The following is a 17,408-nucleotide window of genomic DNA, read 5'->3' as shown; positions in this document are numbered from 1 at the left end:
TTAAAAAACGCGTCCGCTCCCCCGTTTCTTTCATCATGCTGTCTATCTCGGCCTCCGTGCGCTATCCTGTTCCTGCGTTCCTTCCGCAAAACGTGAGGAACTCCGGAAAAAAGCCGGGACGGACACTCCCGGCAACCGTGCCGCCAGGGAGCGGAAATCCTCTTCACGCATCACGTTCCCCGCCGTCGCCAGGGCATCCGCCAGCGCCGCGGAAGGCGCCTGCACGCTCACCTGCCTGTCCTCCGTCATGCCCAGCCCCGTGCGGGGGTCCAGCACATGGGAATACTCCGCACCGCCGATCTTCGCCATCTGGCGGGCGTTCCCGGAGGTGGAGACGGCGGCATGGCTCAACAGCAGCACCGTATTCTTCCCATTACCTTCATCCACCAGCAGCCGCCATCCCCGCTCCCCCGGTGGGGGGGCGCCGGCCATAACGTCGCTGGTGCTGTCAATAAAGAAGGAACGGATTCCTCTTTTTCTCAAAATCTCCGCCATCCGGTCCACGGCAAACCCCTTGCCCATGCCTCCCAGGTCCACCCTCATTCCGGGAACCGTTTTGACCGCGGCCCCCTTGCCGACGGACAGCTTTTCCCATCCGGACGCCCGGAGCGCACGTTCCAGTTCCCCGCCGGACGGGAGAACGCCGTGGCGGCGGCTCTTTTTCCACAGGCGGATGCAGGGACCGAGCGTGGGGTCAAAGGCGCCCTTTGTCAGCCGGGCATAATCCAGGGCCAGCAGAAGAGCCTTTTCCAGCTCCGGGGAAACGGGGACGGAAACGCCGTTTTCCGCGGCATTCAACCGGGCCAGACCGCTCCCCGCATCCATGGCGGACATCACCTTCTCCCAGCGGACGGCGCAGGCAAGAGACTCCATGCAGGCCTTCTCCGTCTGCGCCGCATCCATCCCGTGCCCGGGATAGGCGCGCACCGTAAACACCGTTCCCATGGCCGCACCCTGCACCGTTACCCTTCCATCCGGAGCATGAACGCAGGAAAGCGGCTCCGGCGGGGCGGAAGCCGTTTCCCTCTCCCGCCCCCGGCTTGTCCCCGCAGCAGCCAGCAGGCAGGAACAGCACGCAGAAACAACGGCCAGCCGGAAAAAAGAACTCATGCGCACCTGCGGGATCATGTTCCAAAACCTACTCCACACAAACAAACAGGAGCAAGGACCGAGTGCGCCATGGAGACGCCGTCATCCCATCCGCTGACAAAACCGGGATGACGTTATTTCATTTGAAGCTGGCGCACGCCCCCCTTTTCATGATAAATGGAACGGTTCCACGTTTTTGCAAATTTGCCCTCTTCATCGTCATGACCAGATTCCTGCTCTCCCTATGGCTTCTTTTAACGCTTCCCGTTTCCGCCAGCTGGTACGGTGACGAAGTAAAAGCCGGTTCCGACATCATCATGGTGGACCTGCTCTACCCCTACTGGCCGGAATCCACCTACTTTTCCTGCTGGAACCTGGACATGTTCCCCAAGGGCGGCTATTTCTATGCCGGCGTGGCGGCCAACGCCAACGACAACACGAACCTGGAAACCTACCGCCCCTCCACCGTATGGTCCTTCTGGCCCGCTCCCGTTTACGAAGGGCGGCAGGTGCGCAACGTGTACGTCAATCCGCACGTCTACGCCCAGCAATACGTGGGTGAAGGAGCTTCCGGAAAGGCCGGGGGGCGCGACGTCCCGTGGATCAAGACCAAGCAGTGGTACACCATGCTCATGCGGACCTGGGGCGCGGACGAAGCCAGGAAGGAATGCTACGCCGGCTGGTGGATGAAAGACCAGGCCGGCAACCGGTGGCACCACATCGCCACCTTCCGCATTCCCTATGCGGCCACCGGGTTCAAGGGGAACGGCGGCTTTCTGGAGGACTTCGGGCACGGGGGCCGCAAGCAGAGGGAACTGTGGCGCGGCAAGGGCTTCTACAGGCACAACGGCGCGTGGGAAAAATGTGATACCGTTTCCATTAACGTTCCCAAGGAAGGAGGCATGAAATACAGCGGCTGGACGGTCCACCAGACGGAAAACGACTCCATCCTGACCATGTCCTATACGGAAAACAGGCAATTTCCCAGAAACCTGGAGCCGGGCCGCAAGCACACGTTCAAGCTGAACCAGCCGGACAAGCCCGTGATGGACGCCATCGCGGCGGAAGGCAACGCGCGCCACAACGGCAGCCAGGTGATCGTGGACTGGACGCTGGCGGAAACGTCCTCCCCGCAGTTCGGGTACAAGATAGAGGTCTTTGACAATCCGCAATACTCCGGAACTCCCATTTACACGGTGGAGGAACAAATCCCGCACGTACGCACCAAAGCTGTCGCGCTCCCCCGGGACATCCCCCAATGCTTCGTCAGGCTCACCATCACGGACATCTTTGACCAGCAGAAAACCCTGAAACTCGCCAAGGCCGCCGCGGAAACTCCCCTCAAAGGGCTGCCCGGCAAAAAAGACCTGTCCAGCGGACTGGAATACAAATACCTGGAAAACAAGGACGGATGGTCCAAACTGGCGGAACTGGACTTCTCCAAGCCGTTGCGGACCGGCGTCTCCCATGGATTTGACACGGCCCTGCGCGGGGCCAGGGAAGGACGATTCGCCTTTGAATATGAAGGCTTCCTGGTCGTCCCCCAGACGGGGGCCTACACCTTCGCCCTCCAAACCTGTGACGGAAGCCGCCTGGACGTCGGCGGAAAAACCGTTATTGACAACGACGGACTGCACAGCACGTCGGAAAAGCGCGCCTCCGTCTTTCTGGAAAAAGGCGTCACTCCCATCAAGCTGACCTACTTCAAGAAAAAGCCGGAACACGAATTCACCGTGGCGTGGGTGGGCTGGCAGTACGGCAACCGCCCCATGGAGGAAATACCGCTCGCCAGCCTCATGCGCCCCAAACGGGCGGACATACCGGAAGCCAGGCTGGAAGTGGGCGGCAAGGGACCGGAACGCGTGCTGAAAACAGCCATCTCCTCCGGACGGGTGAACAAGGTGGAATACTACAACGGCGCCAAGCTGGCCGCCGCCGCGGACGCAGCCCCCTTCACCGCTCCCCTCATGCTCTTTGACGGAGAAAACAAACTGTGGGCGCGCGTCTTCTACAACGGTTCCCATACGGTGGACACCCCCGTCGTCCCCGTCCATTCCCAGAGCCGCATCACCCCCGGCTGGGAAGCCATGCTGCGCGGGGAACCGGGGCTGCCCCACTCCATCAGCGGCGCGGGAAACGCCTTTCGCTTCGTGGGGGAAGGGGAATACCTGGTCAGCAAAAAAATCAAGGGTGACTTCATGCTGACGGCCCACATCAGCTCCATCAGCGACAAGGCGCTGGACACCGGGGACGACTGCTGGGCCGGCATCATGGTGCGCAAGGACACGGGAGCCACCAACTACGACGATGAAATCGCCGTCTTCCGGACCGTGGGCCGCGGCCTCCGGTGCAGCGCGGACTTCAGCGACTACGGAACGGGGCGCCAATCTACCTTCACCCTGAACAAGGACCACTCCTGGGTGCGCATCATGCGGCGCGGCAATGAATTCACCTGCTTCACCTCCCCGGACATGAAAAAATGGGAAATGGGCATGCAGCGCATCATCCCGATGAAGGAGGAAGCCATCGCCGGCATCACGTTCAGGACCATTCCGGGCAAGGGCAAGGGCATCTTCTCCGCCGCCATGGACGGAATCTCCATCAAACCCGTCAAACTCCAGCCGCACAAGATAACCGCCGCCATGCCTGCCGGAAAAATCATCGGCTATTCCCTGCTCTCCCCGGATCTGGCGGTGGCGCGCTACCGTTCCGGGGCGGACCTGCTGGAACGCAAAAACGGAACCTACGCCCGCAAGCCCCTCACACTGCCCAGGGGCGTCAAAACCGTCCGTTCCATGGCGCTTGCCGGGGACAAAATGTTCCTGCTGGCCCCGACCTCCCAGGGAGGAGCCCTGTTCAGCAGCAAGGATATGGGTAAAACGTGGACCGTCGCCAACCCGGATGTAAAAGTGGACCCGTCCCCCATCTCCTTCATTGCCGGGGAGCTCATCTCCGTCAATCCCCGGAATCCGCGGGAAATCATCGTCGGTTCGGACCGCGCCGGACTCTTCATGAGCACGGACGGCGGAGACACCTGGAACAACGCGGGCCTGGTGGGGGAACCCGTCACCAACGTCGGCTTCCATACAACCGCCCAGGGCAGGATTGGAGCCGTGACGGCGGACCGCAAGGCCAACACCAGCAAAATCTTCATCTCCACCAACAACGGGAAGAAATGGAACCAGAAAAACGAAGTGCAGGGAGCGGGCTTCCTGAGACTGGTGTACGACACCCGCGCCGCAGACCAGCTCTACGTCTTCTCCACCCAGGGCGTTTACACCTCCTTCAATGACTGCCGCACCATGAACCGCGTGCTCCAGGGGCTGCCCGTCACGCAGCCCACGCTGGCGATCGACAGGCGCCGCCTGGACGATACCTTCATGCTCGCCGTCCCGCTGGACGGCAAGGGCGTGTACTCCAGCGAACGCAACGCCAGAAACTGGCAGAAGCGTTCCGACAAGGAAGACTGGGGAGCCGCCTTCAACCTGCTGATTGACACCGCGAACAACAGGCACATTACCCTGTACGCGGAAAAAGGCATCTATGAAAGCACGGACGAAGGCAAAACCTGGAAACAGGTCTATCCGGGCCATTGAACCAGAATGCTCTCCTTCTTCTCCCATGAACAAAGGCACTCCGGCGCGGGGCGTTCCCTGCAACGCCAGAGGAGCTCATGCAGTTCTCTCATTTTCTCCGCCCTGGCGAGCGTTTCCGCCGACCTTAACAAGCTCCGCTTCCTGGCGCCGGGCGGCTTTCCTCTGAAACCGGACGGATTACGCCATCCTAGGCAGGAACAGCCTCCATGCGGCTTTCCCCATCACAATCATGCGCGCAGCCGCAGTGCTTCCCGCACTGCGGCCTGACAAAATCTGCCTGGGAACGCCTCCTTATCTGGCAAACAGGGCATGGATGCGGCGGCAGACCTCATCCACGTTCTCCCGTGAATTGAATGCGGAAATGCGGAAGAACCCTTCCCCCCTGGAACCAAAGCCGGAACCGGGCGTAATGACCACATTCGCCTCATACAGCATCTTGTCAAACATCTGCCAGCTATCCAGGCCGTCCGGACACTGCACCCAGACATACGGGGCGTTTTCCCCTCCCCACACGCGCATGCCCGCCTGGCGGCAGGCATTCAGCAGCAGCGCGGCATTCCCCAGGTAATGGCTGATCAGCACGGCGGTCTGCGCCATGCCTTCCAGCGTAAACAGGGCCGCGGCTCCCCGCTGGACGATGTAGGAAGCTCCGTTGAACTTCGTGCTGGTGCGGCGGCTCCACAGCTGGCTGATGAGAACCTTGTTCCCCCCGGAATCATGGCCGTGCAGCTCCTTGGGAATCACCACGTAGCCGCAGCGCACCCCCGTGAAGCCCCCCTGCTTGGAAAAGGAGCGGAACTCAATGGCGCAATCCCGCGCGCCGGGAATTTCAAAAATGGACTTGGGAACGGCGGAATCCTGTATAAATGCCTCATACGCGGAATCGTACAAAATAATGGCGTGGTTCGCCCGGGCATACTCCACCCATTTCAGCAATTCATTCCGGGAAGCCACGGCCCCGGTAGGGTTGTTCGGGAAGCACAGGTAAATCAAATCCACATGCTCATCAGGCAATTGCGGCACAAAATTGTTCTCCGGCGTGCAGGGGAGGTACACCAGTCCCTCATACGAACCGTCCGCGCTGGAATCCCCGGTATTCCCGGCCATCACATTGGTATCCACATACACGGGATAAACCGGGTCCGGCACAGCGATCCTGTTGCCCGGCCCGAAAATGTCCAGAATATTGCCCGTATCGCACTTGGCGCCGTCAGACACGTAAATCTCATCCACTTCCACATGCACGCCGTGGACCTGGTAGGCCTTTTTGGCGATAGCCTCCCTCAGCCAGAAATAGCCTTGCTCCGGACCGTAGCCGTGAAAGCGCTCATGGGTGGACAAATCGTCCACCGCCTCGTGCATGGCTTCAATGGCCGCCATGGGCAGCGGTTCCGTCACGTCTCCGATGCCGCAGCGGATCAGCCTTTTGGCCGCCTCCGGATGGGACTCGGCAAACGCATTCACGCGGCGCCCTATTTCCGGGAACAAATATCCCGCCTGCAGCTTGAGGAAGTTATCGTTAATATTAGGCATGGTTTTAATAGTAAGTGTCTCATTCCATACCCTCCACGGGAAGGAATCAAGGCCCCGTTCCGGCATGGCTCCCCTCCCTGCGTCACTATCTCCGCACACCCCTTTTCCTGCGGTTCCCTCCGCGCGGACATGGAGCCGCTGCCTATCTGCGTTTCATGCTCCGCATCAAACTCTTGTCTTCCCGGCTAACACGCAGGGATTCAATAATTTTTTGCAAGGCCCTGTTGTAAGTGAAATCGGACAGGGACGAATTCCTCAAATACTCCAGCGTCAATGCCGGGAACTTCACATAACAGACGGAAACCGCCCAGGCCACCGCCATGCCCACGTAATAATCCTCATGCCGCACGCCATCCAGCAGGGCCAGCACCTGCTCCACGTAATCCTCCGTAATGAAATGGGCCAGCATCATCACCACGGCAAAGCGGACATCATAGACCCGTGCGGACGTTAAATACGGCTGGATGAACTCCCAGACCAGGGCAGGATGCTTTTTACAAAACTTCAGGCTGGTGCAGAAAGTATCGCAGACAGCCCAGTTATCCATGCGGGGCACGAAGCGCGCGACCTGTTCCAGGCGCTCTTCCGGCTCCATGCGCGCCAGCGCTATCAGCATGCCGTCCAGCATCACTTCCTCCGCATACGGGTCAACGGCTGGATTTTCCAGCAGCTCCCGCCAATTCCCCCCCGCCACCTCGCGGGCAAGGTTCCGGAGAACGGGGAGGCGAACGCCCAGCAGACGGTTGACGCCGGGAATCAGGGAAGCGGAGAACTTCTGAAACTCCGGTTCCGCCAACGCCTCAATCCTTTCCCTCAACTGCCGCCTGCTCTCAATCATGGGCGCCATCCTACATGGAGGCTATGCGCCGCACAAGGGGGAATTCCCGTATGAGAGGCGGCGGAACCCATGCGGAATCCCCCTTGGAAGGCCCTTCCGGAGACGCGCCTAAAAAGGAATTGGCGGCTTCCCGTCTTCTGTGGTAGCCTGCGGACAGGCAGCAAGCCGTCCCCTATGCCCTCCAGCCTTCAACAATTCAAATGTCCCGGATGCGGCACTCCCTTTTCCGCGGCGGATGTGGACAACCGCCGGGACACGGTCACCTGCAGCAGCTGCGGACTTTCCACCCCCTGGACGTCCCTGGTCCGGGAGCATGAATTCCATGATGTGCCTGCGGCCCCTTCCAGGCATCTGACGGTAACATCCGCCCATGGAAAAGTCACGCTCACCTACAGGCATTCCTTTACCAAAATACTTCTTTACACGGGACTGGCCGTGGTTTGGGGCATCATCACCCTGGTGCTCGTCCTCCTGTCCTTCGGGCCGGGGAAAACGGACTTCGCGCTGCCCGTCTTCACCACCTTCTTTGCCGTCACGGAAGCCTTCATTATCTTCCTCTGCGTTGACATGATGCTGGGAAAAGCCGTTCTCCGGGTGGAACCGGGTAAAGCGTCCCTTTTCCGGGGCATTGGTCCGGTGGGGAGCACATGGGCTTTTCTCCTTCCCGCGCAGGCCCCGATCATGATGGAGCGCAAGGGAGGGGAAAAGACGGACTATTGCCGCATCTCCGTGCCCCAGCCTTCCGGAAGGCCGTTTTACTTTTCCGGCGGCATTTCAGACCCGGAGACTCTTGAATACATCGCCGCCGTTCTGCGTCAGTTTCGCGCCTGAACCCGGAATTTTCACGGTCATGACGTGGTTCCCTGGAACGAAAAAAGCCGTTCCATGGTCCAAAAAAGACAATAAAAAATCTTATGATCATGAACGAACTGGAAATCATCGACGTCCGCGGCCGCGAAATTATCGATTCGCGGGGCAATCCCACCGTGGAAGTGGACGTGGCCCTGGCCGGCGGAGCCATCGGACGCGCGTCCGTCCCCAGCGGAGCCTCCACCGGGGAGCATGAAGCCTGGGAGCTCAGGGACGGGGACGCCAAGCGCTACGGCGGCAAGGGCGTTCTCAAGGCCGTGGAAAACATCAACAAGATCATCGCGCCGGAAGTCTCCGGGCACGATGCCACCCTCCAGCCGGCCATTGACAAAATCATGATCGACCTGGACGGCACGCCCAACAAGTCCCGCCTGGGGGCCAACGCCATCCTGGGTGTTTCCCTGGCCGTGGCGAAGGCCGCCGCCATCCAGCTCAATCTTCCCCTCTTCAAATACCTGGGCGGCCCGAACGCCAAGGTGCTTCCCGTCCCGATGATGAACATCATCAACGGAGGCGCTCATTCGGACTCCCCCATTGACTTCCAGGAATTCATGATCATGCCCAAAGGCGCGCCCACCTTCCGGGAAGCCCTGCGCTACGGCGCGGAAGTCTTCCATGCGCTCAAGGACGTGCTGCACGACCGCGGCCTGTCCACCGCCGTGGGGGATGAAGGCGGCTTTGCCCCTTCCCTGAAATCCGCTGATGACGCCCTGGAATGCATCGCCCAGGCCGTGAAACGCGCCGGCTACACGCTGGGCACGGACATCTTCATTGCCCTGGACGTGGCTTCCTCCGAATTCTACGACCCTTCCCAGAACCTGTACGTCTTCAAGAAATCGGACGGCCGCGGCAGAACGGCGGAGGAACTGACGGCCTACTACCAGGAGCTCCAGAAAAAATACCCCATCATCTCCATTGAGGACGGCTGCGCGGAAAACGACTGGCTGGGCTGGGAACAGCTCACCAAAGCCATGGGCCACAATACCCAATTGGTGGGGGACGACCTCTTCGTAACGAACGTGGAATTCCTGAACCAGGGCATTTCCCGCCATGTGGCGAACGCCGTGCTGGTGAAGGTCAACCAGATCGGCTCTCTGACGGAAACGCTGGACACGGTGGAACTGGCCAAGGACAACAAATACTCCGCCATCATCTCCCACCGCTCCGGGGAAACGGAAGACGCCACCATTGCGGACATTGCCGTAGCGACCAATGCCGGGCAAATCAAAACCGGCTCCCTGAGCCGTTCCGACCGCATGGCCAAATACAACCAGCTCCTTAGAATTGAAGAGGAACTGGGAGATGACGCAGTTTATGGTGGCAAAATCCACATTTTATGATCAAAAATGTTTTGTTTAACTGCAAAGAATGCTCTGGAGACGCCGCTATTACCATCGTTTTACCTTGGCGGAGCTTGAAATCCGCCGGGAGAAACGTGCCCTGATCGTCCAGAGGGCTCTCCGCCTCTTTGCCATCGTCCTGGCCTTGTGCCTGACCATGCTGCTTTCCCTGGTGTGTTTCAAGCCATGGAAGGATCTGCGCTCCCTGGAGCATGAGCGTTCCTTCCTCCAGGCGCATCTGGAAAAATCCAGGGAGCAGATGGAACAGGCTAAAAACGAATTCATCTGGATTTCCCAGGACCCCCATTATTTTGAAATGATCGCTCGGGACAAGGGCAACCTGGCCCTTCCCGGTGAACATATCCTCCGCATCGCGGAACCCAAGCGCCTGAAATAAGGCGCTTTTTTAACGAAAAAACGGGACCATGAAAACCATGTCCCGTACCGGTCAACGGAACGTTCCAGTCCAAACCAGGGCGTTTGATCCCACCCGGCCTCCATCCAGCCCGGTTATCCGCAGCGGGATAGGGGCAGCCACGGGAATGGCAACCATGCCGCGCGGCGGAAAGGGACGGTTCCGCATCCCCGCTACCCTGCCGGCAGGCGCCGCTGCGTATTGACCGCAGCGCAGGGCCCCTGGCGAGACCCAATGCGGCCTCATTCAGGCTGTTTGTCCGGCGTGGCCTTGTCGTACTCCCTCATCAGCTTGGCGGACCAGCTGATGCTGTCCGGGAAACGGCACGCGGGCGTCGTGGTCAGGTACGTTCCCAGCTTCCTGGCCAGGGAATCCGCATCCTGGTGCCTGGAAAAATATAAATCCTTCTGCTCCTGGGGGTCATCCGTAACGCTGTAAAACTGCGGAGCGCGGTCTGGCACCAGCAGGTACTTCATATCCCCGTCCAGCACGGCGGACGTATAATCCGTGCACCAGAACAGCGTGCGCGGAACAGGCGTTCCCCTGTTCGCCACCAGCTCCAGAATATCCATGCCGTCCAGTTTCTTGGGGATTTGACGTCCGTTTGCCTTCAGCAGGGCCGGAAGCAGGTCCACGGTGGAAACGGGCTGCTTGCAGACGCTTCCGGGAATCAGCCGCTTGTCCGCCGGATACCTGATGATGAAAGGCACGCGCACGCCCCCCTCAAAATGCTGCCTCTTGGCACCCCGGAAAGGAGCGTTGCAGGAAGACGCTTCCGGAGCGCCGCCGTTGTCCGACAGGAACACGACAATCGTGTCCTTTTCCAGACCGTCCTTCTTCAAGGCATCCAGAATGCGGCCTATTCCCTTGTCCATCGCATACACCATGGCGCAATAAATCCGGCGTTCCTTGTCCTGCACGTTCTTGAATTTGGCGATGTCCTCCGGTTTGGCTTCGTTGGGCCAATGGGGAGCATTGTAGGAAACGAACATGAAAAACGGCTTTTTATCCTTGTTGGACTCCTGGAGGAACTCAACCGCCCTGTCCGTAATATCGTCCGTCAGGTAGGTAATATCCGTCTTATCCGTAAAATTGGACACAATCATGGAGGGATTCAGGCCTTCAGCCTCCTTCTTCACGGGAAAATAAGACCGGGAACCTCCCAGGAACCCCCACCAGCGCGTGAAGCCGCGTTCCGGCGGCGTATACCCCTGCGTGTGGCCCAGATGCCACTTGCCGAACACCGCGCTCCGGTAGCCGCAGGGGTTCAAATACTCCGGAATCAGCTTCTCCGTCTGGGGCAGCCCGTAATGGGACTCCGGAAGGTAATCCACCTGGATATTGGGATTCGTAGTAATGCCGTAGCGCTTCGGAAAACGGCCCGTCAGCAGCCCCATGCGGGAAGGGGAGCACATCGGCGCCGTTACATACGCCCGGGAGCAGAACACGCCCTCCTTCGCCAGCCGGTCAAGGGAAGGCGTTTTAATCTGCCTGGACCCCGTGCAGCCCAAATCCCCGTACCCCAGGTCGTCCGCCAGAATGACCACCATGTTCGGCGGAGTGGCCGGGCGGCTCTGCGCCCCCGCCGCCCCGCAAAGCAAACTGCACAGAATCAACAATAGATGCGCTTTCTTCATCATAGTTTAATTTACGCGGCTTGCCTGCCATATCAATCAAAATATTAATTCTGAAATTTCCGGGGCAATCCTGCAAGCGGCATCCATGACTCTTTAACAACGAATTTGCTAAAAACAGGACGATTTGCCCATCCAATTATTTCCCGGAAATGGATACGAAGCCTTTCCTTCCGCGCCGCTCCCACGGACAGACGCCCCCCTGCTGCCGGAGAAACAGCTCCATCAAGGCGTTTCCAATCCGGCGGCAATAAAGGCCGGCTCCCCCTGTCATTCCTTCACCTTTCCTGGAATTCCGGAACAGCAGCCCTACCCTCTCATCTGCCGCAGAAGGGCCGCCACATACTGCTGGGCTTCCTTCTCCGCAATACCTGTACCGAACTCGAACGGCTTGCCGTCCGGTTGTTCCACTACAATCTTGTTCAGCACCTTATTATTCTGCTGTATATTACTCGCCTCAATGGAAATGCGGGAATCCTTCGCCAGAAGAAACTGCTGGCGGCGGCCCAGGCTCCCAACCCCGCGGAACAGCTCTCCCGTTCCGGGCGACAGGGTCAGCGTCATACGGCCGAACAACACATAAACGGCGCCCAAAAACGTACCGAACCCGACCAGAACGAAAGGAATCAGGAACAATTGCCCGAATAAACTCTCATGGGCCATTTTCCCCATCATCACAAATATGGCGGCGTATGTAATAGCATTCCAAATCAGTGCAAACAGCAACAGGAAAAATCCGGCTCCCTTGGGCTTCCTGTACGTTACTTCCAATCCCCGTGCCGTTTTTGTCACGCTCATGCGCCGGGGAATGGAATCAAGGATTTCCTCATCCCTTTCCTCCTGAACAAGCTCTGAAAACCTGCTTATCTTGTTGCAGGCGCGGCATAAAGCCATATCCGTGGCCATATTCACATCTTCCATCGCCAGCAACGCGCCGCACATCGGACACTTCAATTCAACAGGGGTAGTCATGCCCGGAATTCTAACAAACTTTTATGTTCAGAAAAGCATAAAAATCACAGCGTTATCGGCCTCTCCATCCTTCACAAAAATACCGTTTTTCCGGGAACAAGGGATAGACGGCTTTAAGTTGTCCGGAAAGGAAATTCCGTCTGCCTTGGGAAACTGCTGTCCTTAAGCGTTTGCCCTGCTTCACGGCTTTACCTTCTGCGCATCCCTAGGCATTCCCTTGTACAAAAATTCCGTGGACGGAGTACGCCCCACCGTCCGATTGATCAAGTCCGGGATTTCCTTGTCCGCATAGCCCGCCATCCGGAGGTAGTTCTTTACCGCCCCGCTTTGACCCGGAAACAGGTTCACCAGCATTTCCACAAACTCCTCCATCCAGCAAATGGAAAGATAATGCTCCAGCCTTCTATTCCGGGTATCGTTTACTCCCAGCTTGTTGAGGAAGACGTGATACTGCGGATTGACGAGGCTGCCGATCTCCTTCTTCTTGAACTCTTCTTCCACGTACTTTCGGTTCAACGGAATAAACGACTTCTTCAGGGCCTCGTGCTTCGCCTCCAAATCCGGATCATAATGGCTCCGGAACTGCGCATAGGTAGCAGCAGCGTACGTGGCCAGCAAGTCGGACAGCGTCTTGCCCCGCAGATGCAGGCGGCGCGCCATCGGCGCAGCATCCCGGCTCATCACGTAGAGGAAGGACAGCATGTCATGTTTGACGGCATGGTCCTTATTGTCAAAAATACTCTCCGGCGTGGCCTTATCGTAGTCCGCGGGATACAGGGGTGCGGCGGCAATGTCATGAAACAGCCAGAGCTGCAACGCCAGCTCCTCCCTCGTGATCTGTTTATTGTCAACGGAAGCGCATTGGCCCAGCAAGGCATCGGCTCCGTCATAAAACTCCCTCAGCTTCCCCTGCTTCAGCTTTTCCCGCAAGCCGGACAGCTCCGCAGGGGGAGATTTAAACGGGTCCAGGCAAGCCGGAGCAGGAATGACTTGCCCCAATGCAGCTGCGCAGAACAACACGGCGAGGCAAAAAAACAGGCTCATCAGATTATTTCCAGACATATTCATAATTCATTTGGTGATTGTATAAATCATAGGAGATCGCGCGCCCGAATTTCCTGATGGCGATCTGGACTTCTTCAACCTTGCCGTCCATACCGTCGAATTTCATATATTCGGCCTTGAATCTTTGTTCCACGGTTTCCACTTGGAGAATATCATCCCCGGTCGATTTCTCGCCCCCATTTCCATCATGGACTTTCCAACCGCAGGTCCACAACCATTCCTGCGGTAGCCTGGCGCCCCAGACTGCGTTGTAATATGCCGCATAAATCACCTGATCAATAAACGAATTATTTAGTTCAATGATCCTGGCGTCATTGCATCCATGACCCGTATGCGGCACGCCCAACTTTATTTCACCTTTCTGGGGATCGGGAGGCGGATCCGGCATGACATAGGTCAACCCTTCATCGCGCTCAATCAGTTTAATGTTTTTAAAACTCACCTCCGTAGGCTCTACCGTCAGTTTGACATCCGCCGCCACAACAACGATATTGGGATCACTCGGAAGACTGGATTTAACGGGAACGGCTGCCGTCAGCTTGGTTGGCACAAGAATCTCAAAGGCAATGGTTTTTTCCAGGCCTTCACTCGTGGTGACGGTGACTTCCACCTCTCCCTTCTTTTGTATTCGCTTATTCACCGTCAATACCACCTTCGCCTTTCCTTCCGTTTTTTTGGGAAGAGAGGCAAGAGCTTCCCCTTTGGTAATCTTCCACTGCAACTGAGAAACATCCCCCTTGGGCTTTCCGGTCAAAGTCAACAAAACATCTTCCCCCATGCCGAGTTTTTTGCGCTCCTTGTCCGTCTTCTCATCCACATCCTTTCCCTGCTCTTTGGCAATATAGAAATCGGCAGAACACAACGTCGTTTCCGATTTTATTTCCAGCGCCTGTACTTCATCAGGAACATCTTCTCCGGCCTGGGCAAAAGCGCCAAACCAGTGGCCCATCAATATCAGGCCGATAGAACGTATTTGAAATAGAGACAACATGGCAAGGATGGGAAGTTGGCATATCGTTGCCTTATCCGGGTAATTTATTTATTTGAAGATGTAAAGAAAAAGTTGAAAAACTAATCGTGCTCCATGAATTACCAAGCTATTTCCCCTATTTTTCCCGGAACGCCATTCTCTTTTCCGCAAAAAACGGCGGCTTCCGCCATGCGGAGGACGCCGGAACGTTCCGGTTACCGGACAAACTGCCGGTTCAAGCATCCCAACACCCGAATATCAGGCGCTGAATTGGCCGCCTATGCTGACCGTATCAAACTCCACGATCTTCACAATAATGTTTTCCGCCGTGTCCGCCTCCCGCTGCCGGATGGCATCCAGCAGGTCGTCATGCAGCTTCATGGCCCCGGCGTCATACTGCTTCTCCTGCAGCAGGCCTTCCAGATTCTCCTGCACATGGCGGATCACCACGTTGTACAATTCCGCAAGCACCGGGTTATGCGTGGCGCGGGCCACGGCGGCGTGAAACAGCATGTCGTCCTCAATGCCCGGCCTTACCCTGGCATGGCAGTCCTTCAGGGCGCTTTCCAGCTCCTTCAAATCCTCCTCCGTCCTTTTAACGGCGGCCAGCCGCGCAATCTCCTTTTCCAAAGCCAGCCGCGCTTCCAGAATCTGGGGCAGTTCGGATTCCTTGAGGCGGTTACTCACCGCAACGGCAAAGCGGTCTGACGCCATCACATACGTGCCGTCGCCGGGCCGGGCCTCCAGCATCCCCATGTGAATCAGGGATTGAAGGGCCTCGCGGATGGTGTTGTGGCTGACGGAAAAAGCCCGGGCCAGTTCCGCCTCCGCGGGAATGCGGTCCCCCACCTTCCACTTGCCGGACCGTATCATGGATTCCATGGCGGTGAGCACTTGGCGGGACAGAGACACTCTTACAGGCTTCTTCAACTCCATTGTCTTGGATTTCTTCATGAAAAGTTAGCGAATAACAGTCCAGAGGCGTCCCTTTTCCGTCTTGATCAACTGGATATCCAGTTCAAAGGCGTCCTTTAGATTTTCCTCCGTCAACACCTCGTCCCGGCTTCCGTGGGCCACGATCTCACCGGACTTTAAAATCATGCCGCGGTTGAATACGGGGAGGATGTCTTCAATACGCTGGGTAATGAACACGATGGTCAGGTCAGGCCGCGTCTCCGCCAGTTCCTCAATGGTTTTCAGTAAAAATTCGCGTCCCGCCAGGTCCAGGTAAACGCTGGGTTCGTCCAGGATCATCAGCTCCGGGTTCGTCATCAGCGCCCGTGCAATGAGCACCTTGACCTGTTCTCCGGAAGACATGGCCACCACGGGCCTGTCCATCAAATGCTGCGCCTTCAGGGATTTCATGATCCCGGCGGCTTTCTCTTCCTCTTCCGGCGTCGGCTCCCGCAGAAGGCCGATAGTGCCGTCAGGGCCGGAAAGCACCATGTCGCGCCCGTTCCAGGCGCCGTCCTCCAGCCATTTGTGCATGAACGGGCTCACCCACGCGATGGACTTGCGCAGTTCCAGCAGATTCACGTGCCCGAAGGTCTTGCCCAGCACCTGTACTCTGGCGCCGAAGAGAGGCCATGCAAACCCCATCAGCACCTTGACCAGCGTCGTCTTTCCGGCGCCGTTCGCGCCCAGGATGAAGCAGCGTTCTCCGCGCTGCACCTGCCAGGAAATATTGTGCAGGATTTCGTGGCCGCCCAGGTATACCCTGGCATTCTCCACATTGACGGCCGGCAAGGAATTGTCCATAAACTGAAAAAATAGCGGGCTTCCGCGGAAAGCCCGGGAGTGTCCGGGCCGTTCCTCCGGGATACGGCGGAACGGCCCGTGATCAACGTAAAAGAAACCTTAGTTTCTTTCAAACAGGCTGCGAATCTTGGCGCCCACGATTTCCACCGGGTGCTGGCCCAGGGCTTCGCGCTTGGCCTTGAGGTTGGGAGCGCCCTTGGCGGCTTCTTCCAGCCAGTCCTTGGCGAACTTGCCGGATTCAATGCGCTTGAGAGATTCCTTCATGCGTTCCTTCACGTCGGCGGGCAGAATCTGCGGGCCGTTGTAGTACTCGCCGAATTCAGCGGTGTTGGAAATCACGGAGTTCATCTTCTGGATGCCGCCGTTGTAAATCAGGTCCACGATGAGCTTGGCTTCATGCACGCATTCAAAGTAGGCCATTTCCGGCGGATAACCGGCTTCCGTCAGGGTTTCAAAGCCGTACTTCATCAGGTCCACCAGGCCGCCGCACAGCACGTTCTGTTCGCCGAACAGGTCTTCGTACGTTTCCTGGGCCATGGTGCATTCCAGCACGCCGCCGCGGGTCAGGCCCTCAGCCTTGGCCATGGCGAGAGCCACGTCGCGGGCCTTGCCGGAGGGATTCTGGTGCACGGCGATGAGGCCGGGGCAGCCGAAGCCTTCTTCAAACACGCGGCGCACTTCCGTGCCCGGTCCCTTGGGAGCCACCATGATCACGTCCACGTCCGCGGGGGGGACGATGGTGTTGAACACGTAGGCAAAGCCGTGGGAGCAGCAAAGCGTCTTGCCGGCCTTCAGGTGGGGCTTGATTTCAGCTTCATACACGGAGCCGTGGCTTTCATCCGGCAGCAAAATGTGGATGATGTCCGCCTTGTCCGCGGCTTCCGCTACGGTCATCACCTGGAACCCGTCCTGGGTGGCGGCGTCAAAAGACTTGCCGGGGCGAACGCCGATAATCACGTTCACACCGGAGTCACGCATGCAAAGTGCCTGGGCGCGGCCCTGGGCGCCATATCCGATCACGGCAACGGTCTTGCCGTTCAATGCGCTGAGATCAGCGGCGTTGTCATGAATAATATCCATTGTTACTCCTTCTTTAAGTAATTCATCCAAACATCCAATGTTTGGATGAATGAGAACATAGCCATCCGCCGCCCGATTGCAAGCGCTTTTCAACGAATGGCTGCGTTTTTTAAATTATGTGCATGGAGACGGGCCCGCTGGAGGGAAGAGCTTGAAAGCAGGAGAATGAAGAAAGGAAGGAGCCCATGGGGGCGCTTACGGGAAATTCCTGACAAGGGCCATGAAACCGCTTTACGACCGGGCAGCCT

General features: G+C 57.9%; 14 protein-coding genes. 4 read left to right on the top strand and 10 right to left on the bottom strand.

The window, feature by feature from the left end; genetic code table 11:
• Nucleotides 1-42: 42 nt before the first annotated feature.
• Nucleotides 43-1,110, bottom strand: a complete 1,068-nt coding sequence (locus QSJ36_RS11600) for an FAD:protein FMN transferase (RefSeq protein WP_285468709.1) — start codon at nucleotides 1,108-1,110, stop codon at nucleotides 43-45.
• A gap of 200 nt (nucleotides 1,111-1,310) precedes the next feature.
• Here QSJ36_RS11600 and QSJ36_RS11595 point away from each other — a divergent pair, with 200 nt between their 5' ends.
• Nucleotides 1,311-4,685, top strand: coding sequence for a PA14 domain-containing protein (locus tag QSJ36_RS11595; RefSeq protein ID WP_285468708.1), 3,375 nt, complete (start codon nucleotides 1,311-1,313; stop codon nucleotides 4,683-4,685).
• A 291-nt stretch (nucleotides 4,686-4,976) separates the two neighbouring features.
• Here QSJ36_RS11595 and QSJ36_RS11590 read toward each other — a convergent pair whose 3' ends face one another.
• The gene (locus QSJ36_RS11590; RefSeq protein WP_022398138.1) at nucleotides 4,977-6,218 is read right to left on the bottom strand and encodes an LL-diaminopimelate aminotransferase; all 1,242 of its coding nucleotides are present in this window, start codon (nucleotides 6,216-6,218) and stop codon (nucleotides 4,977-4,979) included.
• 142 nt (nucleotides 6,219-6,360) lie between these two features.
• A complete protein-coding gene (locus QSJ36_RS11585; RefSeq protein ID WP_102726568.1) occupies nucleotides 6,361-7,056 on the bottom strand; it encodes a DNA alkylation repair protein in 696 nt (231 codons plus the stop codon).
• Nucleotides 7,057-7,230: 174 nt separating this feature from the next.
• Between QSJ36_RS11585 and QSJ36_RS11580 the strand changes: the two genes are divergently transcribed.
• From QSJ36_RS11580 to QSJ36_RS11570, 3 genes are all read left to right on the top strand, one after another.
• Nucleotides 7,231-7,887 (top strand): hypothetical protein, encoded by a 657-nt coding sequence (locus QSJ36_RS11580; RefSeq protein ID WP_285468707.1) that lies wholly within the window; start codon nucleotides 7,231-7,233, stop codon nucleotides 7,885-7,887.
• Nucleotides 7,888-7,976: 89 nt separating this feature from the next.
• Nucleotides 7,977-9,266: a phosphopyruvate hydratase gene (gene eno / locus QSJ36_RS11575; protein WP_102721326.1), complete on the top strand. Its 1,290-nt coding sequence runs from the start codon at nucleotides 7,977-7,979 to the stop codon at nucleotides 9,264-9,266.
• 28 nt (nucleotides 9,267-9,294) lie between these two features.
• A complete protein-coding gene (locus QSJ36_RS11570; protein ID WP_022197005.1) occupies nucleotides 9,295-9,663 on the top strand; it encodes a septum formation initiator family protein in 369 nt (122 codons plus the stop codon).
• A gap of 260 nt (nucleotides 9,664-9,923) precedes the next feature.
• On the opposite strand, the gene QSJ36_RS11565 is transcribed toward QSJ36_RS11570, so the two are convergent.
• From QSJ36_RS11565 to ilvC, 7 genes are all read right to left on the bottom strand, one after another.
• Nucleotides 9,924-11,321: a sulfatase-like hydrolase/transferase gene (locus QSJ36_RS11565; protein WP_285468706.1), complete on the bottom strand. Its 1,398-nt coding sequence runs from the start codon at nucleotides 11,319-11,321 to the stop codon at nucleotides 9,924-9,926.
• A gap of 303 nt (nucleotides 11,322-11,624) precedes the next feature.
• Complete coding sequence (locus tag QSJ36_RS11560; protein WP_022398143.1) at nucleotides 11,625-12,287, bottom strand: hypothetical protein; 663 nt, start codon at nucleotides 12,285-12,287, stop codon at nucleotides 11,625-11,627.
• 180 nt (nucleotides 12,288-12,467) lie between these two features.
• Nucleotides 12,468-13,331 (bottom strand): hypothetical protein, encoded by an 864-nt coding sequence (locus tag QSJ36_RS11555; protein ID WP_285468705.1) that lies wholly within the window; start codon nucleotides 13,329-13,331, stop codon nucleotides 12,468-12,470.
• A 4-nt stretch (nucleotides 13,332-13,335) separates the two neighbouring features.
• Nucleotides 13,336-14,343, bottom strand: coding sequence for a hypothetical protein (locus QSJ36_RS11550; protein WP_285468704.1), 1,008 nt, complete (start codon nucleotides 14,341-14,343; stop codon nucleotides 13,336-13,338).
• Between the two features lie 237 nt (nucleotides 14,344-14,580).
• The gene (locus QSJ36_RS11545) at nucleotides 14,581-15,276 is read right to left on the bottom strand and encodes a FadR/GntR family transcriptional regulator (RefSeq protein WP_022398146.1); all 696 of its coding nucleotides are present in this window, start codon (nucleotides 15,274-15,276) and stop codon (nucleotides 14,581-14,583) included.
• A gap of 6 nt (nucleotides 15,277-15,282) precedes the next feature.
• On the bottom strand, nucleotides 15,283-16,080 hold the full coding sequence (locus QSJ36_RS11540; RefSeq protein WP_022398147.1) for an ATP-binding cassette domain-containing protein: 798 nt from the start codon (nucleotides 16,078-16,080) through the stop codon (nucleotides 15,283-15,285).
• Nucleotides 16,081-16,179: 99 nt separating this feature from the next.
• Nucleotides 16,180-17,160 carry a ketol-acid reductoisomerase gene (gene ilvC / locus QSJ36_RS11535; RefSeq protein ID WP_102726511.1) on the bottom strand — a complete coding sequence of 327 codons (981 nt, stop codon included), beginning with the start codon at nucleotides 17,158-17,160 and terminating at the stop codon, nucleotides 16,180-16,182.
• Between the last annotated feature and the right edge of the window lie 248 nt (nucleotides 17,161-17,408).

Origin of the sequence: Akkermansia sp. NBRC 115031 (genome assembly GCF_030268505.1) — a bacterium.
GTDB lineage: Bacteria > Verrucomicrobiota > Verrucomicrobiia > Verrucomicrobiales > Akkermansiaceae > Akkermansia > Akkermansia massiliensis.
The sequence above is the reverse complement of the archived record's forward strand: the minus strand, read 5'-3'. Positions and strand labels throughout refer to the sequence as shown.